This window comes from Mesorhizobium sp. LSHC420B00 (assembly GCF_000503055.1).
In the GTDB taxonomy this organism is placed as follows: Bacteria; Pseudomonadota; Alphaproteobacteria; order Rhizobiales; family Rhizobiaceae; genus Mesorhizobium.
Genome location: NZ_AYVY01000039.1, coordinates 16,041 through 39,945 on the forward strand (window position 1 = coordinate 16,041; position 23,905 = coordinate 39,945).

Below are 23,905 nucleotides of genomic sequence, written 5' to 3' on the forward strand. Positions count from 1 at the left end.
TGCTATTTCTCTTTGCCGGTGATCTAAAGTCGGTAGAACCGGGCGGCGTTGTCGTGGAACAACGCAAGCCGCTCCTCATGGGTGTAGCCTCGCGTGATCTCCTTGAAGGCGTTCACGATCGCATCGAAGCTCGAAAACAGCTTGTCGACCGGAAAGTTCGTCGCGAACATGCAGCGGCCGACCCCGAACGCCCCGAACGCTTCCTCGACATAGGGACGGATCGATGCAGCGGTCCATCGCCAGTCGCCCATGCCGAGACCCGAGATCTTGCAGGCGACGTTCGGCGCTTGCGCCAACTGATGCATGCCTTTTCTCCAAGCATCGAAATGCTCAGGGCCATCGACCTGCATGCCGGTGTGATTGAGAATGATCTGGACGTCGGGGAAGTCCAGCGCGAGCTCGAGAAACTCGCCCATCTGCGGATAGTAGAGCTGCAAGTCGAAGCTCAACCGGCGCTTCGCCAGTTCCCGGAAGCCACGTCGCCATTCGGGTGTCCGGCTGACCTCCGGACGCGACTGATAGGTCTTGGCGGGGTCAGGATGGTAATTCATCGACTGCCGTATACCGCGGAAGTTCGGATATTCCATGTGGCGGTCGAGGAGGTCGCCGACATCGGGTATGGACAGGTCGGCATAGCCGACGATGCCGTGGGGGAAGCCCCGCTTGTTGGCGATCTCCTGCAGCCAGCGCGTCTCCCCAACCGGATCGCTGGGATCGAACCCTACGTCCAAGTGCACCGATTTCACCAGGGTCTGGTTCCTGGCGTCTTCCAGGTAGTCGTCGAGAAGGTAGCTTTTGCGGATCGCCTCGTAGTCACCGAAAGCCGACGGCTTAACCCCGTCGGTCAGCCACGGATAATAATTGGTCTCCAGATCCCACAAATGATGGTGCGGATCGATGAACGGCAGCTCGGCCACGGTCGGGATTCCTTGCTCGAGGTCTGGACCCGCCGGCCAAGCCGGCGGGTCCATTGGGTGGCGGTCAGTTGCTCGGCGGAAAGACGCGGGCGATGACCCTCTTGGCCTCAGGACTCTCGACCTTGTCGGCGGTCACAAGAGGCATGACCAAGGCCAGGTCCTGGGTCACCGGTGCGCCCGTCAGTGCGTTGTAGACCTGCTGGGTTCCGTCGATGCCCTGTCCCACCGCCTCCTGGAAGAAGATGCCCTGGATCGCTCCCTTCTTCAGCAGCGCGATCGTGGTCGGCGAGCCGTCGGCCACGGTGATGCCGATCTTGCCGGTGAGGCCCCGGGTCTCGACCACCTTGGCGGCGCCGGTGCCGGCTTCGTCATACATGCCGTAGATGGCCTTGATGTCGGGATTGGCGGTCAAGAGGTCGTTTGCCTGGGTGACGGCCTCGTTGATCGTCAGACCCCGCGTTTCCAGCATCTGGACGAGGTCGCAGCCGTCGGCGGCAAACGCCTCCTTGGCGCCCTTGAGGTATTTCTGTGCATTCTCCCGGTCCTGCGGCAGCGACAGCATGCCAACCTTGTTGCCGCCACGCTCCTTGGCAAGCTCGCAGGTGAATTTCCCCTGCGCCTTGCCGGTCTCATAGTTGTTCGCGGTGACCGAGGACGTATAGTTGGTGAGGCCCGGCTGCGGCCCGATGCCGGCGAAGGCGATCGGCACTTTCTGCTTCGCCAGATAGTCGAGCAGCGGCGGTGTCGAGGTCGAGCTGACGGGGCCGATCACGATGGCCGCGACGCCTTTGGTCACGGCGATCCGAGCATTGTCCATCTGCTTGGCGGGTGAGTTTTCTGAGGTGTACTCGACATAATCCATGCCGAGTTCGTTGGCCTTCTCCTTGACGCCGTAGCCGACCCATTGCCAGTAGGAGATGTCCAGCGATGGGGCGATGTAGGCGACGGTCTTCTTGTCCTGCGCGTATGATGCGCTGGACAAGGCGGCCGCCGCCAATGCTGCAAGCAGGATTGTCTTCATTTTCATCTTGGTTCCTCCCGTTGATGATCTAGATGCGGTTCTTGTTGCTGAAGCGGTCGATCAAAACCGCGAGCAGGATTGCAGCGCCGGTGACTGAGCCTTGCCAGAAGCTGTTCACGCCAATGAGGTTCACGCCGTTCTGGATGCAGGTGATCATCAGCGCGCCCAGCACGGCGCCGATCGCGCTGCCCGTCCCGCCAAAGAGGCTGGCGCCGCCGATGACCACGGCGGCAATCGCCTGCAGCATCAGGCTCGCCCCTGCCGTAGCTTCGGCGTTGAGGATGTAGCTGACGGTCAGCAGTCCCGCGAAAGAGGCAAGCAGCCCTGAAGCGACATAGGCCGCGAACTTGATGCGCAGAACCGGAATGCCGAGCAGCCGGGCAGCAATTGCCGATGAGCCGACGGCATAGAACCAGCGTCCAAGGACGACCTTGCGCAAGGCGTATTCCAGCAGGACCATCAGGAAGATGCAGAATAGAAGATGGTTGGGCATGCCGGGAACGATCTCGCCGGAATTCAGGAGCCAGAAATCCGGGGCGCCCATCGGCATCGAACGCCCATTGGTGACGATGAAGGCAAGGCTGCCCGCCACCGCGTAGGTAATGAGCGTGACGACGAAAGGCGCAAGCCCGACAACCGTGACCAGAAGGCCATTGATCGAGCCGAACACAAGGCCGACCGCCAGGCCGGCAGCACTCGCGGTCAGTCCGTCAGCGCCACTGGCCATCGCCAACGCGGTCACCATTCCGGTCAGGGAAAAGACTGAACCGACCGAAAGATCGATTCCGCCGGTGATGACGACCAGCAAAACACCGAGCGACATGATTATGAGAGGCGCGGCGGCCTGGATGATGTTTTGCACATTGCCCATGCTGAGTGCTGCGGGCACGAACATGCCGACGGCCAGCAGCAGGACGACGATCGCAGCGGCAATCGCGGCTTCGGTGCGGTAGGACAAAAGAACCACTGGGACGCGCGACGTGGTGGTCCGGAGTTTTTTCGTGGTGGTGGTGGTGTCGGTTGCGTCGGTCATGCCGCCATCCCCGTCAGTTCGGCGAGCCCCTCTTCGGTAAAGTGCTCTTCAGGCAGGAATCCCTTTGGCCGCCCATCGGTGTCAAAGGCGAAAATGGCGTCGCAAAGCTCGAGCATTTCGACGTTCTCGGTCGACCACCAGATGATGATCGCGCCAGCGTCGGCCATCTCCCGGATCAAACCGTAAATGTCGTGCTTGGTGCCGATGTCGACGCCACGCGTCGGCTCTTCCAGCACCACCATCCGGAGCGGCAGCCCAAGCCACCGTGCGACGAGAAGCTTCTGCTGGTTGCCGCCCGACAACGAGGCCGGCAGGTCCCAGATCGAGCTGGCTTTCAACTTCAGCGCTGAAACGAGATCGTGACATTCCTGACGCTCGGCTGCGGCCACGATCCGCCGCCTTTCGCGAACCCTGCGTGCTGCAAGCACGTTATCGACGATGGGCAGCTGCGAAAGAATCCCTTTGGTTGCGCGGTCGCCCGAAACAAAGCCGATACCGGCCCGCGCCGCGGCCGCTGGGGACGAGAAGCCGTTCCCAAAACCCTCGCCGGAAAGGTGCCAGCCAGCTCCGGGCCCGGCACCCACAAGCGGAGCAATGAGCCCGGTCGGGCCCGCCGGTGCGCCGGCCAGTCCCAAAATGGTCCCGGACGAAATCGCGATCCTGACGTCATCCGGGCCCAGCAGCTCGATCGGTGCGTTCTGTCGGAGGCCCTTTTGCGGTTTGCGGTGGGTTGCTGGACGCTGCGCGTGTTGGCCCATCTGCTGGATGATGTCCGCGTCGCTGAGCGATGCAAGCGGCGTGGCATTTGCGATCGTGACGCCATCGCGCAAGATCGTGCAGACATCGCAGAGCGCCCGAATTTCCCGCATCCGGTGAGAAACAAAGACGATACCAATGCCTTCTTCTCGCACCAGCCGCTTTAGCACCGAGAAGAGTTTGGCCGTCTCGCCGGCAGTGAGATTGGCCGTGGACTCGTCGAGAAGCAGCACTTCGGCTCCGGTGGAAAGGGCACGAGCGATCTCGACGATCTGGCCTTCGTGGAGGGACAATTTGCGTGCCGGCAGCTCGATGATCTCTTCGCCGATCGCTGGGTCAATCAGCCGGAGCGCTCCGAGCGCGGTTTCGCGCATGCGGCGACGGCTGATCTGCGACCAGCCCGACCTCGCATGCACAATGCCGATGTTTTCCGCGACCGACAGCTCGGGCAATAGCGCCAGCTCCTGATGCACCACCGCGATGATCGGGCTGGTGTGGCCGGCCTTCGACGAGGCGAAGCTAATATCGCCGGCATCGCGTGAGATCAGCCCGGTGATGATGCGGATCAGGGTGCTTTTGCCGGCGCCGTTGCCGCCCAGGAGCGCGTGGATTTCGCCAGGCCGGACCTGAAAACTCACGCCCCGAAGGACCCGTGTTGCGCCGTAGTTCTTCTTGACGTTGGAAGCCTCGATCAGGGGCTTCCTGGTCGATGCCTGTCCAACTGCCGGCACATTGCCGGCACTACCCAAGCTTTGGGTTGAACCCGGTTCCATCCTGCATCTCCTCCCGAGACCACAGGATGATGCGACCGATTGACATTCGGCTCAATTCTCGTTTCTTAATATTCTGTGTAGCTGAGCTTAACTGACGAGGACGATGTCAGACATCAAGTTCAATTCGATGACGCATTTCGAGGCGGTCGCGCGGCTCGGCGGCGTGGCAAAGGCCGCGCAGGAATTGCAGGTGACACCTTCGGCGGTCAGCCAGCAGCTGCGGCTGCTCGAACACCAACTCGGGGTCCGGCTTTTTCAGCGCGAAAAGCGCCATCTCTCGCTCACGATCGACGGTGAGCGGCTCTTCCAGACCACCACCCAGGCTTTCGAATCCATACGCGAGGTGCGTAATGCCATTGTGCGGCAGCGCGAAAGCTTCCAGCTTAGCCTGCGCGTCAGTCCTTCCTTCGGCGAGAAATGGCTGGCGCCGCGGTTGGCCGAGTTCAGCAAGGGCTATCCGAGCTGGAATTTGCGCGTCGACGCCACGCCCAATTTCTCGGATTTCGAAACGGAGGTCATCGATCTCGATCTTCGTTATGGCGACGGCGGCTGGGCCGGCCTTTATTCGGATTGCGTCGTCAACGATCTGATCCTGCCGATGTGCTCGCCTTCCTATCTTGCCGAACTGCGCGCGATCTCACCGGATCCGCGCGAGCAGCTTCGCCATGCGCGGTTGATCGACAGTGTGAAGGCCTATTTCCGGTGGGATTATTGGCTGCCGTGCAACGGTATCCAGGGCGCCCGCATGACGTATCCCTATCGTTTCGACCGTTCGTCAATGTCGGTTCAACTGGCGAAGGACGGTGCAGGTGTGGTCCTGGAAAGCACATCCATCGCATTCGAGGACCTGGTGTCGGGTTCTCTGGTTCCGGTCTCGATAGAGTTCGAGGTCATCGAGTTTCCGGGATACTGGCTGGTCTGTCCTTCGCGGCATATGAATCGGCGCGCGGTTCGCCTGTTTTCGGACTGGGTGTCACGCGTGGGTAAGCGCGACACCGATCTGGCTCGCCGGTTTCTGGCGGATAAGCAACTGCGCATATCGTTCGAACGACGGCCTCATTTCGGGGCACGGGATGACAAAGCGGCGCCAATGGCGTGAACAGTTCGGCGTTCAAGACATGGCAAGACGAAGATTGACAGCACGTTGCGGTTGAGGAGCTGGCAAAACGCAGGCTGTGTGCAAGCGAAGGCGGGTTGGCCGCGCTTTTCCAGCGACCTTCCTCTTTTCCAACCCGACAACGACTGACTTACCTGTTTTCTGACGCAGCCGGAGACGGAGGCACTCAGTTCATACAGCCGTAAATTACCGGCGTCATCGTCCGTGCAACGCTACAGGGAATGCTCGACAGCATTGTAATGCCATTCCGCCGACGCGGCCATGGCTTCAATGAACGCGAGTTTGACGGTAGCGACTAAGCAACCGAACCGTGGCGCCAATGACCTTCTGAGCTTCCTCCCATTTCGGAAGATCTCGTTCCCCAACACGCGTGGCGATCGCGGCCAGTATCCAACCTACGCAGCTGATGTCTTCGGCAGCCTTCAGTTTCTCATGCTGCAGGATGCAAGCTTCAATGCCCGGTCGGGGCGGAGACCCGGGCGTAGTACGCTCAGCGATTAGCTGCAGACCGGCGTCGTAGGCGGCGCAAATTTTAATTCTATCGCCCCTTTCCGATTTCATCACCACATTCGCCCAAAGGGCCAACTCAGTTAAAAGATCGGTTACTTCATCTCTCATTAAAAACTGCCGCTGTTTTCTTCATGAAACGAAATTCCACGATCCAGATAGCGCGTGGCCCGGACAATGAGCGAGGTATTTTCGGGGTTTGTTGTTATCGAGCGAACCACTCCTTCTAAGCTTGCCGAGAATGTTAGTCAAAACGCTCAGTTTGCTCGGCAGGATCGCCGTCTAGACACAGCGGGCAAACATACGCATGCGGTTTCGTTACCACCAAGACCACCGATGGCTTGTGGCAGCGATCACAGGCAAAATCCCGGTGTGCAGTAGGCCAAACGTCATTTTCTATCTTTAGAGCACGGAGCCCCATCGTTTGGCAGCCGTCATCTTGCTGCCAGCCGGCGGAGGGCGCTGGGCTGGCACAGTGGTCTCGGGTTTAATGCGGAGGTATGGGAAAGAGAGGCTCTCCCGGCTCACTGCGCCAGCAATGGTATCGGCACTCACAGGGGCGTCCCAGGTTGATTGGTGGCCCGTAGCGAGAAGACTCGATCGGGCGAGTTTGGCTGATTACTCGCATTCTGACCGCCGAATTCAAGAATAGTGTTGCCCTTGAGATAACTCTTCGCGCTTGAGTTGCACGTATGCAACAGTCACTACCGACCTGCGAGGAGCGGAAAATCCCGAAACCTTGTCGGCGCCGCGAGAGGCCCCTTATTTGAAATCGCGTCTTGGCTTGCGACCTGGATGCCTCGCGCGAATATGCCGGTCTGATGGTACAGGCGAAGGCGACTGGTAAAGCGATCGGCAAGGCCGAAGGTTACGTCGCCGCCACAGCCGCTGCTCGCGAGTTCTTGTTCGTGGGCACGATCGGCATCGGGCGGGCCAGACCAAGATCGGCATGGCCAATCTCGCCTACAATCTCACCCGCCCGTATGGCACCAGGGGCGAACTGCGCCCGCATGACGACGAAGGCGGCGCAAACCGCCACCGCGATGCCAAAATCGGCAATCTCAACAACCAACTCCGAAGCGATCGCCGTCATCAGTCCACGCAGAAATCAGCGCGGCCCTACCGGTCCGCGAAACGCCGGTAGTACGAGGTGCCCAGGTGACTGGAGGCCATTCCTAAGAAGGCAAAGCCTGACCCTATTCGTGATATTCTGAAGCGCCTGCAGTGGTGCTGGGTCACGTTCGCTTCCCGCGCGATCTTGGCCGTCCATCAACCACGGCGCGTCCTTAGTTCCTCAATATTCACGACACTGTCGAAAATATACCCCGCGCCGCGCTCGGTGCGGATATACTGCGGGCGCGGCGCCTTATCCTGCCCCAACTTACGGCGAAGGCGGACGATAAGAACATCGATGCTGCGGTAGTAGACCTCCTGATCATAGACACGGGTCGCCATCAGAAGCTGCTCACGTGAAAGGACCCGACCTGGGTTCTTGAGAAAGGCCATCAGGAGGTTGAACTCGCCGGCGGTGAGCTTGACGTCAGGATCCGTTCCCCGGCGCAAGCTCCGACGCTTGGTGCTAACTCGCCAGTCATCGAAACGGTAGATGGTGTTTCGGTCACGCTCCGGCCGCTGGCGCATAGCGGCGCGCACGCGGGCGCGGAACTCCGTAAGCCCGAAGGGCATAGTAATGTAGTCGCGAGCGCCGGTTTCGAGGCCAATCACCTTGTCGGCCTCATCTACGAAGTCACCGCTGATGATGATGATCGGAAGATCCCTCTTGGCACCAAAATCTCGAACGAACTGCAAACCGTCCTCTCGGCCGTAGCTCAGGTCGACAATTGCTAGATCAATCGCTTCAGAAGCCATATTGCTGGCGGCCAGCTGGCGGTTTTCGACCGCTCTGATGTTAAACTCATGCTTAGACAAGAAGCCCATAAGCGGTTCTCTCGTCAACGCGTCCTGACCGACGATGAGAATGTTCTTCATGGTCACTTCCTATTGACTGCAGCTTGGGCTGCCGGGGACGGTAGTCAAATTAGTGACGCTCAGCAGGTGGGACAATCTTCATCAGGCGTATTGCGGAATAGCGCAGACAAATAGGTCCTATGCGGAGTTCCTGCTGCGCAACAGTGCCCCCAAAGCCTGCTAGTTTTTGATGGATTGTCCGTCCTCTGCGACCACTCGTTCGGCAGACCGGGTTTATCCCCGCTGAGATTCGTATCGCTCCGGTCCTCTGGCACCATCACTGGAGCGCTTTTGCACCCAACTTCCTCTCCCGGCGGCTCCAATTCAGTTCAGCTTTGTTTCAATTTAAATCGCTGAAAAGTTGACATTCGTATGGATTCGTCGAGATTTATTGATCAGACGCAGAACTCGCCTTGATGTTAATTCCACTGTCTACAGGAAACTCCTGATGCCCAACCTTTTATCTAATTCCAATCTCCTTTCTAGACCCATGCTATCCTTTCTTTTGAACTTGCATGTCTTATTGTGCAGATCGCTCAGGGGGCGGAGCTTTCATGAACGGCGGGATGTCCGAGAGCAGGAGAGTGGAGATGAGTAGACTGGTCGTAGTCTCAAACAGGGTTTCGCTGCCCGACGAGCATGGTTCCCCGCCGCCAGGCGGGATGGCGATTGCGCTGAGCGCTGCGCTCCGGCGAAGGCACGGCCTATGGATGGGCTGGTCGGGGAAGGTGAAAGCCGGGGAGGACCCGTCAGGGCCGATCTCACGCCGGGAGGCCGGCGGGATCAATTATGCGCTTACCGATCTCTCGCAGACAGATTTGGACGACTATTACTACGGCTTTGCCAACCGGGTTCTTTGGCCGGTTTTCCACTGCCGAGTCGACCTCGCCGAGTATTCCGAAGCACGAATGTCCGGATATCAGCGCGTCAACCGACTGTTTGCAAAGCTGTTGCAGCCGCTCATCAGCGACGACGACGTCATATGGGTGCACGACTATCACCTGATTCCGCTTGCGAAAGAACTGCGGAACCTCGGCTGCGGCAATAAGATCGGCTTCTTCCTGCACATTCCGTGGCCGGCGGCGGACATCCTCTTCACCGTACCGCACTATGATGATTTGCTACGCGGGCTTTCGTGCTATGACCTCGTCGGCTTTCATACCGATGACGATCTTAGTAACTTCGCCGAATGCTTGCGCCGTCAGGGGTTACCGGACCCCATCACAAACGGTGTGTGCCAAGCCTATGGACGTGTGTTTCGCTGCGGCGTTTTTCCGATCGGCATCGACACGGCCGAGTTCGAACGACTGGCCGAGCAGGCGGCGCGCAGCGAGACTCTGCAGGAGCCCTCTCAGAGGATTCCCGGTTGTAAAGTCGCGATCGGCGTCGACCGCCTCGACTATTCGAAGGGCATCGAGAAGCGCATCGTCGCGTTTGACCGCTTCCTGCGGAGCAACGACCACCGCATCGGCAAGACGCAACTGCTGCAGATCACACCGAAATCCCGCACGGAAATACCGGCATATCTGGCGATGCAAAAGGACGTCGCCGAGCGGGTGGGGCGCGTTGATGGCGAACTCGGAACGATCGATTGGATGCCCGTTCACTACATCAACCGGTCCGTTGGACCCAGCGAGCTCGCCGGTCTATACCGCATGGCACGCGTCGGCCTGGTCACGCCGCTCCGCGACGGCATGAACCTTGTAGCTAAGGAATATGTCGCCGCACAGGACCCACAGAATCCAGGTGTTCTCGTGCTTTCGCGTTTTGCCGGCGCAGCCAGAGAGCTAGGCGGAGCGATCCTCGTCAATCCCTACGATCCGGAAGCGACGGCGAGGGCCATCGAAGAAGCCCTGGACATGCAGTTAGATGAGCGGATCGATCGTTGGCGTGCGATGATCGGCCGGCTCCGCGAATACAACGTCTATCGCTGGTGCGACGACTTTCTGTTAGGCCTGGATCAGCGCTGAGCTTTGCCGCGTTCCTGGGCCTAGCTTCGCCAGCATGAGGCTGACCGCGACCAAGTGAATCAGGCAGCATTTCGGCCTCGCTGAGCGATGCCGAATGTGCTGACGCTTAGCGCGAGCACACCGCTTACTAAGACAAGAGGAGAAGGCCGTGGATGAGCTCGCTTGCAGTCGCGAAACTTCAAAAAAGCGGGCGCAGCCGTTTGTCGCGGAACCTCGCGCCACACGGCAGCGGCAAATGCTGGCGTCGATTGACCTGAACTTGCTGTTTGCTCTCGAAGCGCTGCTGGAACACCGCAACGTCACGCATGCGGCTCGACACGTGGGCTTGAGCCAGCCCTCGATGAGCCGAGCGTTGAGGAGGCTGCGTGGCATTTTCAACGACGATCTTTTGGTTCGCGGCTCCATGGGCCTGGTTCCGACCCCGCAGGCCCAACGCTTGAGCCGAATGCTGCCGGTGCTGGATGCGATCCGCGGGATAGTGAACGGCAGTCTTGCCCAAGCCAATTGGCGATCGAAGGCGATAATGGCGATGCCCGATCATCAAGGACTGGTCCTGCTGCCGCGGCTCCTGCCCCGGCTGCGCCAGCACGCGCCTCATCTGGACGTCGTCATCGATCCGCTTCTCTCCGGCGCGATGCGGCGGCTTGAGCTAGGCGAGATCGATTTGGCTATAGGGCAGATTAGCGCCTCGCCGCCCGGATACTTGAGGCGCAGCCTCTACTCCGACCGGTTTGCCTGCCTGCTGCGCCACGACCATCCAGCCCTGGCGCGGGAATGGACAATCGAGAGCTTCGCGGCCTTGCGCCACGCAGCCATTGCCTTGGACTCCAAAGACGGCTTCGGCCGGGTGCATGACGAACTGGTCAAGTTAGATCTCCAGGGTCGCGATCCGGTGTTGGTTTCCAACATCTTGACGGCCGCGTTGGCGATCGCGGCGACCGATCTGCTGTTGATTGTACCACGCCGCGTCGCGACCAGGATCGCCGCCTTGCTGCCGCTAGCGATTATGGATCCGCCTGTGCAATTGACACCCTATGAAGTCGCGCTGATTTGGCACGAGCGTTCCCATCGCGACCCGGAGCATCGTTGGCTGCGCCACGAGATCGCCGTCGCCGCGGCGGCGGGAACAGAGCAAAATATCCCAACTGGGAAGGCAAGTGACTGATGAGTCGCCTAGGCAAGAAACGTGATCCGAATCCGGGGCTATCGTCAGGATATGACGGAAAAAGTTTATTGCCCTGCTCGCCCGTTGGGAGGGGAAGCTGGCTCTGCTGTGCCAGCGCATTGAAACCGTGCCGGTTTCGACAATTTGAAGCGAGGCAACAGGGCCAGACGAGAAGGTATCATACGCCCAGCCATCTATATACAGGCCAAAAACCGCCTCTCTTCGACCGCCATTCGGCCGCGCCAAGCCTTCCACAGGCCAGCTTCCCATGGTGTCTGTGAGGTGCCTGCATGCTGGCAGCATATCTTGGCTCGGACCCCGAAGCATGCAAGTCCTTGGCACTAATCGCGAGTTCTCTGAGGCAGATCGATATCCTTGATCACCGTTTATTGCGGGCAGGGCGCTCCGCGCAGATCGTCATCGTCGATTGTCGCGAACCGATTCACGACAAGCACGGGCGTGCGAAGCTCTCGCCCGAACCTGTCAAACTGGCTCTGGTTCTGGAAGAGAGCCTGGATCGACAAGCGGTCTTCTCCAACGGGTATTCCGATTACCTGTTGTGGCCGCTCACCGAGCAGGAAGTTCTGCGCAGACTTACCGCCTGCATCGTTCAGTTCGCGCAGCGTTCTACCCCGCCTTTCTTCTCAGCCGATCCGATCGTTCAGAATTCATGCAGTCTGCTGGCGCAGCGGGTCGATCAGCAGATCACCCTCGTCGAATTGGCGCGAATGGTGGGGACCAACAGGACAACGCTCACCACCCGCTTCGAGACATCGTTTGGCTGCGGGCCAATGACTTGGCTACGGCGCTACCGGATGACGGAGGCTGCTGACCGGTTGCGTAACGGGCATGAAAGCATCGGCAAGGTCGCCGAATCCTTCAGCTACGAGAACAGCAACAACTTCTCCACAGCCTTCAAGGCGTTTCATGGCCTCTCGCCACTGCGCTATCGCAAAATGATACGGCGCAGAGAAAAGCCTGCCTAACGCAAAGGTGGGGGCCGGAGCGAATTGGTATAAGGCGACGCGGGCACGCAAAGATCATCTCATCTCCGAGGCGTTTCCGCGCTTTGGGCACCTTAAGCTCTCGCACCAACGCTCATGTCTCACAGCAGGAGGATAAAGCATGTCGAACGCATTTTCAGTGAATGTTCAAGAGCATGAACAGCGCTATTCCAAAGAACACTATGAGGCGGCGTCCGCATTTTTCTACGCCAAGCCCCTTGTTTTGGCCCAGTTAGATGCTGCGCCCCCCAGTGACGACACGATCGCCAACGCTCAAGGGACAGTGCAGTTTCACCTCATCGGCCAAAAAACCGAAGATCCGACGTACAGCGGCACCCTCAATGAGAATCAGGACAATCTACTGGCAATAGGAGGAATTATTAACGACTACATGCATACCCATTATGCGAACATCGATGCACAGAAGCTTGATATCAACACATGGACCGATGTTGTTGGCAACATTCCAGATCTCTCTATGGGCGGGCAAAAACTGAAGAGTTTTTCAAAAAAGGTGGCCGGGACGTCGGTCTCAGCTACTTTCCTCTCGCTGATTGCCAAGGCGATCATTACCGACGGGGCATCGTTGCTGCTGGATTTCCAGTCCTTCCTTACAGAAATGGGGAATCTCACCTTCAGTGCAAACGGCAAGGCGCAGCGATACAAGGCGCTGACATGCACCTATCAGAGCTACCTTCTCGATAATGGGGCAGGCGGATATTACGACTACGGAGCAATCGTTCTGCGGCAGATCGAGTTCAAAGAGCACTTCCTCGAGCTGAAATCCTCTTGTTCGTCGACCCACTACGTCCGCGTCGACATGGACTATGCCGAGGTCACCAATCTCGTTCAGACCCGTCGGATCCGCAAAGGCGGCCCCGATCACGAAAACTTCCAGGAGCTTGTGAATAAGAACTCCACCGACCAGTTCAAGAAGGCCAAGAACTTTTTCAACGGTGGCTCGACGCCGCAACAAGACATCAAGCCGCAGGTCTGATCGTCAGGCCTTTGATCGCGAAAGCAGCGCACCTAACCAATAGCGTGGATTTGGGCGAACGTCGCCCGCATCATGGATGCGATAGAGCGGTCCGGTAAGCCCTTGCGAACTACCGATGCTCTATCGCGCCCCCGGTGCCGGCGAACTCCGGTCCCGCTTCCATAGGGAAGCAGACATGAACCCATTCGCAAAAACAGCTGCGGGCCTTTTCCTGGTGATCGGCCCGCAGAGCAGCCAACCGCTCGAGGCTGAGAGGATTTGCTCTGCCATGGTCCAGAAACTATTCGAAGACCAAACCCGGGCTCTGGATTCTCGAGCATGGCAGAATGCCGCGCAAATGGTACCGAATCAGGTGGAAACCGCCACGACTTCAAGAACGCTAAACCGCACGATGGACGTGGCGGAATTGCCCAGTGCCTTTGCGTCAATTTGCGCGAATGCTGCCGACGGCAATGAAGCTGGCGTCGGTCTGGCAAAGGCAATCCGTAGCTATCTGAGCAAACACGGCGAACCGACGGCGTTCAATTGCCTCGTCCTAGATCAATCCGACTCCGCGGAATCCCGTCTATCTTTAACCTGCCTTGCCGTGGTCGAAGTTGGAAGCGCTGACAGTCTCGCCATCACCTCGATATTGCGCTCCGCATCGCTGAACCTGTCAAACAAGCAAACGCAATCCACTATCGCGCAGGTTTTCGGCCGTTTCAGCTCGCCGAGCGACTCACCGTACTACCTGCGCTTGTTCTCCAGCCGGCGGTCCCACAGTCAGAGACGTAGCGACATTCTGCAGTAGACCCAAGGGCAAACAGAGGAATAGCTGATTGCGTCTGCGCCGCGTTGGTGGCTGCGGGAAATGACATCAAAAGGCTGCGCGAAGAAATAGCGTGGGAGGGCGAGGTGACCGTATAAACTGCGCATTTTCCATATAATTTCGGCCTTCGGGGAGACGGACTATGCACGATATTATCGACGTCCCGCAGAACGTCGGCGATTTTGCTGTGTGCTTGGCAGAATCTGGCGTCAATACAGTAATCCGGTACTACAACCATCGGAATAGTACACCATTTCCCTCAAAATGTCTGACAGGGGAGGAACTCGCCGCCCTTCATGGTGCTGGAATATCGGTAGCTGTGGCCTTCGAGCAGCGGGGTGGCGCGGGCGGCAATATCAGAGACTTGCATGGTGCGGCTGGAGAGCGAGACTCCGGTCGTGCGCTTGATCTGGCCGCCGCGTTGGGACAGCCCGAAGGCTCCGGAATCTATTTTGCAGTCGATTGGGACTACCACACACCACAGCATCTTGCAGGGGTAGCACCCTACTTCAGGAGTGTGCGGAATGCGTTGGCTGGCCGTTATCTCGTTGGCGTTTACGGATCGGGCACGGTCGGACACCACATGAAGCGCCAGGGGCTGGTGGACCATATATGGCTCTCTGGCTCGTTGGGATGGTCCGGAACGAGACAAGCGCTCAAGCAGGGGGATTGGTCGCTTTTCCAAAAGTTTATGGAAAAGCGTTCCGAGATCGGGGGCTTCGGATACGATGGAAATGTCGTCAATCCGGCCCTTGAAAACTTTGGTCAATTTGGGCCGGCAGGTACTCTCCCCTCTCGCGACGCGAACGAACGTCTGCGTTGTTCAAAGTTGCTGCGCGAGGAGCGCTAAATCTTCGCTCCCGGCCGGCCAAGAGCTTTCGCATGGTCGATTCCTCACGAACGGTACAAGGCGCGCCCACGCCTTGTCAGGCTGCACCGGAAGCTTCTCCCGCTGCGTCTTCGTCATCGATATCCCGGCATCGTTCATCCCTTCACAAACCGCTTGCCTTACGGCGCCATAATGAAAGAGGATTATGAAAGGCTCCGCACCTGTATTCTCGTGGACACCCTCGGCCTTCCATAAACGACCGTTTGCGAAAGGAACCAGAGTGCTGATCGGCTACGCCCGCGTGAGCAGAGGCGACGACCAGTCGAACACGGCGCAGGCCAGGGCGCTCGCCGATGCCGGGTGCAAGCGTATCCTCAAGGAGGAGGCCTCCGGCGGTCGCTGGGAGCGGCCGGAATTGCACAGGATGCTTGATCATTTGAGGGAGAGCGACACTGTCGTCGTCTGGAAGCTCGACCGTCTGTCTCGCTCACTCAAGGACGTTCTCACGATCATGGAGCGGATCGAAGCCACCAGCGCCGGTTTCCGCTCGCTGACAGAAGCGATCGACACGACGACAAGCCGGCCAGTGCCGGAACCGAGCGGCGCCGATCGTGCTGGTGAAGCGCCGTGACAGCTGCGGCGTTGCGGCGGGCGTGGCGCCGCAGCACGAGCGGCTCGGTTTCATGCTGCCCTACACGCCGTTGCATCATCTCTTGCTGCGGGCGCTGGACGGTCCGGTGGTGATGAGATCGGAAGAGCACACGTCTGNCGCCGACTTCTGGCTGATGCACGACCGCGAGATTGTCAACCGGCTCGACGACAGCGTGGTGCGATTCGACGGGCACGGCATTTCGGTGTTGCGGCGCGCGCGCGGCTTCGCGCCGGAGCCGCTGGCGCTGCCGGCGGGCTTCGATGGCCCGGTCAGGGCGCTGGCTGCGGGCGGCGACCTAAAGGCCGCGTTCTGCCTGGCGGGCGACGGCAACGCGCTGCTGTCGCAGCATCTCGGCGACCTCGACGAGCTGAAGAACCAGAACGCGTGGAGGCAGGCGTTGGGGCTGTATCGAAGCCTGTTCGACACGAAGCCGGACCTCATTGTGGCCGACCGGAATCCGGGCTACCGTTCGACCCAGCTGATGTTACTCTGCCGGCGATGGTGATGAGGGTTTCGGCCAGGTGCTAATCATCATTGGCCGCTTCCTGCGCAGTCGTCGAACGTACGCGGGGCCGAACGTCTTCCCCCCACGGGTCTTTCCAAATCGTCACGCTCAACCTGTCTCAAGGGAGATCGTTGTCATCTCCTGATGCCGAATGTCTCAATTTTCCCAAGTTTGGCAAAATTGAATCGCAGACTTTTGCAGCGTGCGAAGGTCAAGCAGTTTTGCGACAGTAGCAAAGAGCCCGAAGCCATCATCCGGCCTCGGTGCTCCAATATATCGCCGCTAACGCCGGATGACGATAATCCCGGCCAGTGCGATGAGAATGATACCGAGCATGGAAGCCGCATCCAGACGTTCCGAGAACAGCACGACGCCCCATAGCACAGCGAAGGCTAGATATGAAAAGTCCCAAGTCGAGATGATCGAGGATGGTCCCAACTGGTAGGCGATGGCCGTGCCGACGCTGCCGATCAGCATCGTCATGCTCAAAAGCCCGATCAGCGCGCATTGGGTCCAGCACATTGGAATCCACGCGCCCATGAACAGGCTTTGTCCACCCTCGCTCCCTGCCATCACGGTCGCCAAGCTAGCGCTGCCCCCGAGAACGATCGCTATCAGGTTGAAGATCAGCGCCAAAACGAAGGGGTTTTCGCCACGGCTCTTGGTGCGCGTCAGCACCATCGCCAGAGCGTAGAGAATTGCAGAAACCAGCGGCATCACGGCATGGATGCCAAGGTCGCCGGCCTGCGGCTTCTGCATGAGCAGCACACCGATGAAGCCGAGGGCGACTCCGACCCAACCTTGCATCCCGACAGGTTCCCTGATCCAGAAGGCCGCAAAAAGGGTAATGAACAGCGGGATCGTGTAATAGACCGCCGCCGCCATCGAGAAATCGAGGCGCGGTAGCGAAGCGTAATAGATCAGCAGGCTCGACAGAAGCAGGCTGCTTCGCACGATGGCCCAGCCAGGATAGGCTGGGCGCAACGACACCTGCGGAAAGCGCCATTTCAGGATCGAGATCAACAAGGGCAGCGTGACGCAGGACCGCAGGAAAATGAACTGCGACAGCGGCATGTCCGAGATCGTGACCTTGATGATCGCATCCGCGATGGAAAGCGTCAGGTCCGTGAAAACCATCGCCGCAATGGCGATGCCCACCCTGTCCGCCTTGGGGGCCGTCTGACTGATCGACATTTTTCGCGTTCCCTGCTTCGGGTGCCGAGGCTACCGAGCCAAGAACGTTCCAACAATTCCGATCATACGGAAATTTTGTCCGTGTTATTGTACAATGAGCAACGACACGAGAGAGGATGCGTCGCTTTGTACAGCGTGGACGACATGATCCTTCTGGCCGAAGTCGCCGAAACGGGCAGATTTACTCGCGCCGGGGGGCGGATCGGGATGCCCAAATCCACTGTCAGCCAGCGCATCGCCCAGCTTGAAGCACGTCTGGGGCTGCGGCTTCTCAATCGCTCCACCCGGCACGTAAGCCTCACCGGCAGCGGCCAGGTCTATCTCGAATACTGCCGCCGCGTTCGCGCTGAGATCTCGGCCGCGGACATGGCGTTGACCAATCTCAAGGAACAGCCTGTCGGGACGCTGAAGATCACCTGCCCAGAGGTAACTGCCACCTATTTCATGCCGACCTTCCTGCACGGATTTACCACGCAGTTTCCCCGCATCGCCGTCGAACTGATCGCCACAAACCGGCATCTCGACGTCATCCGCGAGCGGGTTGATTTCGCTTCTCGCGTTGGCACGACCACAGGTCAGGACCTGATCGTGCGGCGTGTCTCCTCGATTAAACGGGTTCTCGTCGCCGCTCCAGCCTATCTGGCGGCTGGCAGTCCTCTTCAGGAACCGACCGATCTTCTAGATCGCCGCTGCCTGGTGCATGATGCGCAGCCCGAATGGGTGTTCTCGTCAGACGACACACCGATCGTCCTGCGGCCTCCGCCGGCTGCGACCTCGGATTCTATGGGGTTCCTGCTGCAATCCTGCATCGCGGGCGGCGGGGTCGCACTCCTTCCCGCTTACGTGTGCCAGCCGTCCGTGGCGGTCGGCCGCCTTGTGGAGTTGCTCCCGGGCTGGGAAATTCCACCCTATGAAATGATGCTGATCTTTCCCAACCTGAAGAACCAGTCCAAGGCGCAGGCCGCATTCCGCGATTATGTGAATACCTTCGACTTTTCAGCGTTTGCCGTTGGGCGATAACTAGAACTTCTCAAGTCCTACGGTCGCATTGTTCCGTGTCGTGGAATGTCTAACTGGATCGAAAGCCGGACCAGGCATGGACATGAGCCAGTTTGCAAAAAGCGCGGCAGCTTTGTTCCACGGCGTTTCTTTGAGCGAAACAAGATAGACGTTACCGGGGCGTTGATCTTCCCCAGGCAGGAGCTCAACCGGTTGGCCGCGGCGTACCTGTTCGCTCGCCGTGCCAATCCGACCCAACGCTATTCCGCTGCCAGCCAAGGCAGCCTGCCTCATCATGAGGTGGTTGTCGAACACAGGACCCGGCAGCCCCTTCCGACACGTTTACCCCGAAGTGCTGGAACCATTGCTTCCAGTCGAACCACGTCTTGTCATCAACCCTGGCATGCTTTCTTTGGGTTGCCCTTACAGTGGGGTAATCACAACAAAACCCGGTGCGGCGGTCAAGCCGCCAGAATGAGCTCGTTTAATGAAGCGCCAGCCTCCGGCTGCGGGAGAAAGGGAGTGCCGTGCCTCAGGACATCCGTGTCACCATCGTGCTGACGGCCGTATCGATGGCATCCGTCGTGGACGGTCCATGGTAACGATCATGACCGGACCTTCAATTCATTCGGGCCACCGCACACCTCTCGGTCGAGGCGGCGCATGAGGCAAGCCACAAGGCATGGGTGGGCAAAAGCGGCTTACAGCACTACGAGCGCATGCTCCGCTCCGATGACTTCAACGAAGGTGCCGTCGCCTTTTCGGAAAAGCGCAATTCCGAGTTCAAGGGGAAGTAGCCATGGACGCGGTAACCACAACGCGCGCGGGTCTACTTGGACAGCACCGTCTGGCACCGATGCTGGACACCCGCTCCATGGTGGTTGCCGGGGTGTCCGGCAGGGAAGGCTCATTCGGCTTGCGGCTGGCCCAGTCCGTCGTCAGCGCCGGATATTCGGGGCGCATCCAGTTCATCGATCCGCGTCAGACCGAAATCCTGGGGAGGCCATGCTTCGCCGCCTTCGCGGACGTTGACGAGGCGCCGGATCTGGCGGTGCTTGGTGTCGGCCCCTAACGCGGCCGCTTCGGCAATGCCGACGCTTCTGGTGGCGCGCGGATGCCGACAGAGGAAGAGCGTGGGTGGGCTGCGGTGGCGGGTGAAGGTCCGGGAGAGAGTCTCCCGGCGCCCGCCGAGGAGCTCCAACCATGACACAGATGGAAATTCACACGCCCACCCGCAACGAGCGTGCCGGTTACAAGGTCGACGTCAGCCGCGGTCAGCGCATCGGCCGCGTGTCGTCAGAATGGTTCAACCGGCCGGCGGATGAGCGATACCTGTCGCTCACCGACCTTCGGAATTCGGTGAAGGCCCGGTCGGAGCGCAGCAAGACCCGCATCGTCGAGAGTGAGCTGATCCGCGTCGAGGCGAGCCGCGACGATCCGGAGCGCCTGAGGTTAATGCTGCCCGATGCGCCTGCCCCAGTTGCCCCCACGCATTGGAGTTTTGGCCAACTCGCCAGCCTGGTAGGTGCACCGGCCACCTATCTGCGCCAGCTTCCGGCCCCGCTCGCGGCGATCAACCTTCAGCACGGTCTCCTCAACCGCCGCGCCTTATCCTGACTCTGTGATCCTGTCTCAGAATCAGGCATTGGAGGCGCCTCATCGACGGTTCTCGTGAGGCTCTGCAGACGTCCGGGTCAAGCGTTCCCGCAGCGAAGCGAGGACAACGCTTGACGCGGCGGCGGCACCACAAGCTTGTTCATGGGGTGCAGGTGAAGTCCTGCACCCCTGCCACGCGGCGAGCGGGAGAGCGCGAGGGGAACCCCTCGCACACAAAACAATAACTTGCGCCGAAGGCGCTCCGCTTAGGTCACGCGCGTGCAATTGTACTTTACCGATCTTGGCGCCCTGTCGCGCCCGCTTCCCCTGGATGGCCTCGTAGCAAACCACGCGCCCGGCACGCTTGACGTGGCCGAGCGTGCGGGGCTGATCGACGGCATGCCGTTCATCCTGATGGATGACGGCAGCTATGATCTCGATCTCAACCGCTTCTTCCGCGCCTGTCCGGGCATGGGCGCCCGCTCCCCGAACACGTGGCGGTCCTACGCCCGCGACATCCTCGTGTGGGCACGCTTTCTTCTCGAACGGCGTGACGGCAAGACGGTCTGGCAGGCCGACCGCCACGATGTTCTGGCCTTTCACCGGGCGCGCCGTATGTCAGCGGCGCCCTACCGCATCTCGGCGGCGAGCTGGAATCGGAGCGTTGCCGCGCTCGACAAGCTCTATCGCTGGGCCGTCGAGGAAGGGATCATCGCGGCCTCACCCTTCAGCTATGGCGTCACGCACCGCCGAGCCGCCGGCGGCCGCGCCGTGCTGGCAGTCACGGCAAACCGCGCTCGTGAGCGGGCCGCGCGGCGCCACGACACCCGCTACATCGATCTCGGCCGCTATCTGCTGTTCCGTGACGTGGGACTGCGCGGCCGGTTTCCCGACGGCTCCGAAGATCCGACGTGGCGCGGTCGCAATGGCGAACGCAATGCGCTGTTTGCCGAGCTGCTGGTCACGACCGGTTTGCGGCTGTCGGAGGCAGGCAGCCTGCTTCTGGCCGAGCTTCCGCGGGCTGTTGAACCTGGATTGCGCTCGGTTGCTTTCGATCTTCCCGGTCCGATCGCGAAGGGCGGCCGACCGCGGCGTATCCGCATTCCCCGCCGGGTGCTGGCGCTGATCAGCGACTACATCGATCTCGAGCGCAGCATCTCCGCCGCCCGCTCCGAACCCGCGGTGTCCGATCCATTCTGGCTGATACCGGAGGATGGGAGGGTCAGAGACGCGGCGGGCAAGCGTGTCCGCCTTGACCGCCTGACACCAGCCGAACGCCACCGCGTGCTGATCGGTTCGGCTGGCCAAGCGCAGCATGCCATGCTCTGGCTGACGGAAGGCGGCAAGCCCGTGCCCTCGGCAACCTGGGAAGCGGCTCTCCGGAGGGCCTGCATCCGCTGCCAGCGCTTCGACATCGAGGTCGAGGTGACACCGCACACGCTGCGGCACGCCTTCGCCGTCAACATGCTTTCCATGCTGATCCGCGAGCAGATCGGAACCGTGTTCGATCCGCAGGACCGGCACGGCGCGGGCTACCGCCGGGTTCTCGGCGATCCTCTGCAAAAGCTCCAGCACCTTCTCGGGCACGCGAGCATCACCAGCACCTACATCTATCTCGACAGCCTCGCCGAGGCGCAGGAGCTGGTCGAGGCGGCCGTGGATCGCTGGGCCGAAGATACGGCCGGTGATGCGGAATGACCGCTACGGCAGCTCCATCGGCGCGGCGGCCGGGCCGCCGTGCTCTCTTCCCCGAGGCGCTGCCCGATCCCGAGGGCGAGGCCGCCGCTGCAATCGCATCGTTGCGCTTCACCGTCACGCTGGCGGATCGCAGCAAGACGATCGACCTGACGATGCTCGCCGGCCGCAAAGCATTGGCTCGGACTTTTGCCGGCGCGCTCTGGCGCGCCTGCCAGGTCGGCGGTCCGGCCGGCTCAATCTCGACGGCCTACGCCTATGCCAATGCGCTCAAGACGTTTTGGCGCTATCTCGATTCCGCCGGACCGCGCGTCGCCCGTCTCTCCGACGTCAATGCCGCCTGCATCGACGGCTTCGACGCCTGGATGGAGGAGAGCGGTCTTCACCCCAATTACCGTTTGCACCGCATGAGCAAGGTGCTCAACCTGCTCCGGCTCGCCGATGCGGCGGAGCCCGGCCACCTGCCGCCCGATGCCTCGCGACGGCTGATGTACACGAGCGACCGGCCCGGCGTACGCGCCCGGCCACGCGATGCCTATGGTGATGATGTCGCCGCGGCACTGCGGACCGCTGCACGTGCCGATCTCGCCGCCATTATCCGCCGCTTCGCCGAGACCGATCGCATCCCGAGCGTCGAAGATGCCGATCGGAACAGCGCTTTGGCAGCGGCACACAAAGCGGCCATGGCGATGATAGACGCGGAAGGCGTCATCGGGCACCGGCATCCTCTCTTCATACGGCTCTACACCCTGCGCCGCGAGCACGGACTGCCGAATGACCGCCTGATCCACGATCTGCATGGCCGCAGGCATCTGCTCGCCGCCGATCTCGTGCCGCTCATCGTGCTTATCTCACTCGACACGGGTCTCGAGATCGAAGCCATCAAGGACTTGCGGGCGGACTGCCTGAAGAATCCAGCAGGCGGCTATGTCGAGATCGAGTATTGCAAGCGGCGGGCGCGTGGCGCCGAGTGGAAGCGGCTGCGCGTGCGCGACGGCGGTTCCTCAACGCCGGGCGGTCTGCTCCGTAAGGTGCTGCAATGGACGGAGCCGGCAAGAAGCCGGCTCGCCACCGACACGCTCTGGGTTCACTGCGCCTGGGGTCGACTGACTCCGCGAGTGCTCAGCATGAAGGAGCCCGCAGCGTCATGGACGCACCGCCACGGTCTCCACAATGAACAGGGCCAGCCCCTCCGCCTTAACCTGACGCGCCTGCGCAAGACCCATAAGGCAGCATGGTACCGGCGCGCGGGCGGTCAGCTCGACCGCTTCGCCGTCGGCCATACCGTCGCGGTCGCGGCGAACCACTACGCCGATATCCCCGCGCTTCGCCACTTGCACGAGGCGACCATTGCCGACGCCATGAGCGATGCGCTCGACGCCGCATTGCGCCCCTGCGTCCTGTCGCCGGAAGAGGAAGCAGCCGTTTGGGCCGATCCCGAACAGGCGACCGGCCTTCCGATTACAGGCGCTGCCGCGGTCAACGCGGTGCTCGGCGGCGAGCAAGATGTCTGGCTCGCCAGTTGCGCGGGCTTCTACAACAGCCCGTTCGGCTCGCAAGGAGAGGCCTGTCCATCCCCCTTCTGGGGCTGTCTCGAATGCAGCAACGCCGTGATCACCACCCGCAAGCTGCCTGCGCTTCTGGCCTTCCTCACCTTCATCCGGGCGCAGAGGCAGACACTCAGCGAAGGCGATTGGACGACCAAGTTCGACCGGGTTCACCGACGTATCGCCGATCAGATTCTCCTGCGGTTTGCCGACGCCGAGATCGACGAGGCGCGCCGGATCGCAACGTCAGATCTGACACTGATCTACCTGCCGCCCGAAGCGGGGGCGCCATGATGCCGGGCTCTGCCAAGCATTCGCCGCAGCCGTCGCTGCCATCGGCCATCTACCGCGACGACGAGCCGGTGCTCAGCGGCATTCCGATCAGGGATGATATCGACCGCGCGCAGCTTCCCCGCTTCGGTGACGATCTCTGGGACATTGGCGCCGCCATCTTCCGGGTGAACGCGCGCTACAGCAACTACCGGCTCAACTTCGCCGGCATCGCCGATCCGGTCACGCGGCGGCTGGCAAAGGAGTACGTGCTCGCCCGTCTGCGCATACACGTGCCCGGGTATCGGGCACCCTGCGGCGCGACTTCGGCGATCCGCCTGCTGCGCTACATTCAGCACTTCGCCGCTTTCCTGCATTTCCGCATCGGCGCCGTCGATCTCGGCCGCGTCGACCAGGCGCTGCTCGACGCCTATCTTGTGCATGCCCGCGACGGCGGTCGACGAACGCCGCACGAGACGGTGAAGTATGTCGAGGTCCCCATCGACCTGCACCACCTGTCGCAATGGCTGACCGACGGCGGCATCGGGCCACTCCCCTGGCGGGGGCGGGCCGCTCACCGCG

General features: G+C 60.7%; 20 protein-coding genes and 3 pseudogenes. 15 read left to right on the top strand and 8 right to left on the bottom strand.

Annotation, left to right across the window (positions count from 1 at the left end):
* Nucleotides 1–23: 23 nt before the first annotated feature.
* The 4 genes from X760_RS70215 to X760_RS70230 form a co-directional block, all read right to left on the bottom strand.
* The gene (locus tag X760_RS70215; protein WP_031195132.1) at nucleotides 24–917 is read right to left on the bottom strand and encodes an amidohydrolase; all 894 of its coding nucleotides are present in this window, start codon (nucleotides 915–917) and stop codon (nucleotides 24–26) included.
* Between the two features lie 64 nt (nucleotides 918–981).
* Complete coding sequence (locus X760_RS70220; RefSeq protein WP_023722447.1) at nucleotides 982–1,944, bottom strand: substrate-binding domain-containing protein; 963 nt, start codon at nucleotides 1,942–1,944, stop codon at nucleotides 982–984.
* A 22-nt stretch (nucleotides 1,945–1,966) separates the two neighbouring features.
* Nucleotides 1,967–2,971, bottom strand: coding sequence for an ABC transporter permease (locus tag X760_RS70225; RefSeq protein ID WP_023722448.1), 1,005 nt, complete (start codon nucleotides 2,969–2,971; stop codon nucleotides 1,967–1,969).
* The gene (locus X760_RS70230) at nucleotides 2,968–4,458 is read right to left on the bottom strand and encodes a sugar ABC transporter ATP-binding protein (protein ID WP_031195134.1); all 1,491 of its coding nucleotides are present in this window, start codon (nucleotides 4,456–4,458) and stop codon (nucleotides 2,968–2,970) included. The genes X760_RS70225 and X760_RS70230 overlap by 4 nt, the downstream gene beginning before the upstream one ends.
* Nucleotides 4,459–4,603: 145 nt before the next feature.
* Between X760_RS70230 and X760_RS70235 the strand changes: the two genes are divergently transcribed.
* Nucleotides 4,604–5,599: a LysR substrate-binding domain-containing protein gene (locus X760_RS70235; RefSeq protein ID WP_023722450.1), complete on the top strand. Its 996-nt coding sequence runs from the start codon at nucleotides 4,604–4,606 to the stop codon at nucleotides 5,597–5,599.
* Nucleotides 5,600–5,884: 285 nt separating this feature from the next.
* Here the strand turns inward: X760_RS70235 and X760_RS70240 are convergent, their stop codons facing one another.
* The 3 genes from X760_RS70240 to X760_RS70250 all read right to left on the bottom strand — a co-directional run bounded on the left by X760_RS70240 (nucleotide 5,885) and on the right by X760_RS70250 (nucleotide 8,113).
* A complete protein-coding gene (locus X760_RS70240) occupies nucleotides 5,885–6,235 on the bottom strand; it encodes a hypothetical protein (protein WP_023722451.1) in 351 nt (116 codons plus the stop codon).
* Between the two features lie 757 nt (nucleotides 6,236–6,992).
* A complete protein-coding gene (locus X760_RS76830; RefSeq protein ID WP_023722452.1) occupies nucleotides 6,993–7,217 on the bottom strand; it encodes a hypothetical protein in 225 nt (74 codons plus the stop codon).
* A 176-nt stretch (nucleotides 7,218–7,393) separates the two neighbouring features.
* Nucleotides 7,394–8,113 (bottom strand): winged helix-turn-helix domain-containing protein, encoded by a 720-nt coding sequence (locus X760_RS70250; RefSeq protein WP_023722453.1) that lies wholly within the window; start codon nucleotides 8,111–8,113, stop codon nucleotides 7,394–7,396.
* A gap of 569 nt (nucleotides 8,114–8,682) precedes the next feature.
* Between X760_RS70250 and X760_RS70255 the strand changes: the two genes are divergently transcribed.
* From X760_RS70255 to X760_RS70290, 8 genes and pseudogenes are all read left to right on the top strand, one after another.
* Entirely contained in the window at nucleotides 8,683–10,062 is a 1,380-nt protein-coding gene (locus tag X760_RS70255; RefSeq protein ID WP_031195136.1) for a trehalose-6-phosphate synthase, read from the top strand.
* Nucleotides 10,063–10,297: 235 nt separating this feature from the next.
* Nucleotides 10,298–11,227 carry a LysR family transcriptional regulator gene (locus X760_RS70260; RefSeq protein WP_023722455.1) on the top strand — a complete coding sequence of 310 codons (930 nt, stop codon included), beginning with the start codon at nucleotides 10,298–10,300 and terminating at the stop codon, nucleotides 11,225–11,227.
* A 290-nt stretch (nucleotides 11,228–11,517) separates the two neighbouring features.
* Nucleotides 11,518–12,213 carry an AraC family transcriptional regulator gene (locus tag X760_RS70265; RefSeq protein WP_031195139.1) on the top strand — a complete coding sequence of 232 codons (696 nt, stop codon included), beginning with the start codon at nucleotides 11,518–11,520 and terminating at the stop codon, nucleotides 12,211–12,213.
* A 139-nt stretch (nucleotides 12,214–12,352) separates the two neighbouring features.
* Complete coding sequence (locus X760_RS70270) at nucleotides 12,353–13,228, top strand: hypothetical protein (protein ID WP_031195141.1); 876 nt, start codon at nucleotides 12,353–12,355, stop codon at nucleotides 13,226–13,228.
* Nucleotides 13,229–13,403: 175 nt separating this feature from the next.
* On the top strand, nucleotides 13,404–14,018 hold the full coding sequence (locus tag X760_RS70275) for a hypothetical protein (protein WP_051409769.1): 615 nt from the start codon (nucleotides 13,404–13,406) through the stop codon (nucleotides 14,016–14,018).
* Between the two features lie 160 nt (nucleotides 14,019–14,178).
* Nucleotides 14,179–14,886 (top strand): DUF1906 domain-containing protein, encoded by a 708-nt coding sequence (locus tag X760_RS73970; RefSeq protein ID WP_023722459.1) that lies wholly within the window; start codon nucleotides 14,179–14,181, stop codon nucleotides 14,884–14,886.
* A 259-nt stretch (nucleotides 14,887–15,145) separates the two neighbouring features.
* Nucleotides 15,146–15,442 (top strand): annotated as a pseudogene (locus X760_RS70285) (recombinase family protein); the annotation flags it as partial.
* A gap of 34 nt (nucleotides 15,443–15,476) precedes the next feature.
* On the top strand, nucleotides 15,477–16,022 hold the full coding sequence (locus tag X760_RS70290) for a Sua5/YciO/YrdC/YwlC family protein (RefSeq protein WP_023722461.1): 546 nt from the start codon (nucleotides 15,477–15,479) through the stop codon (nucleotides 16,020–16,022).
* Between the two features lie 282 nt (nucleotides 16,023–16,304).
* Here the strand turns inward: X760_RS70290 and X760_RS70295 are convergent, their stop codons facing one another.
* A complete protein-coding gene (locus X760_RS70295) occupies nucleotides 16,305–17,216 on the bottom strand; it encodes a DMT family transporter (protein ID WP_031195147.1) in 912 nt (303 codons plus the stop codon).
* Nucleotides 17,217–17,351: 135 nt separating this feature from the next.
* On the opposite strand from X760_RS70295, the gene X760_RS70300 reads away from it, so the two are divergent.
* The 6 genes and pseudogenes from X760_RS70300 to X760_RS0139970 all read left to right on the top strand — a co-directional run.
* Nucleotides 17,352–18,236: a LysR family transcriptional regulator gene (locus X760_RS70300; protein WP_245278755.1), complete on the top strand. Its 885-nt coding sequence runs from the start codon at nucleotides 17,352–17,354 to the stop codon at nucleotides 18,234–18,236.
* A gap of 778 nt (nucleotides 18,237–19,014) precedes the next feature.
* Nucleotides 19,015–19,287 carry a CoA-binding protein gene (locus tag X760_RS0139965; protein ID WP_031195148.1) on the top strand — a complete coding sequence of 91 codons (273 nt, stop codon included), beginning with the start codon at nucleotides 19,015–19,017 and terminating at the stop codon, nucleotides 19,285–19,287.
* Between the two features lie 131 nt (nucleotides 19,288–19,418).
* Nucleotides 19,419–19,823: pseudogene (locus X760_RS70310) on the top strand (hypothetical protein); the annotation flags it as partial.
* Nucleotides 19,824–20,090: 267 nt separating this feature from the next.
* On the top strand, nucleotides 20,091–21,509 hold the full coding sequence (locus X760_RS70315) for a tyrosine-type recombinase/integrase (protein WP_023722468.1): 1,419 nt from the start codon (nucleotides 20,091–20,093) through the stop codon (nucleotides 21,507–21,509).
* Entirely contained in the window at nucleotides 21,506–23,347 is a 1,842-nt protein-coding gene (locus X760_RS70320; protein ID WP_023722469.1) for a hypothetical protein, read from the top strand. The genes X760_RS70315 and X760_RS70320 overlap by 4 nt, the downstream gene beginning before the upstream one ends.
* Nucleotides 23,344–23,905: pseudogene (locus X760_RS0139970) on the top strand (hypothetical protein); the annotation flags it as partial. The gene X760_RS70320 and the pseudogene X760_RS0139970, both read left to right, overlap by 4 nt.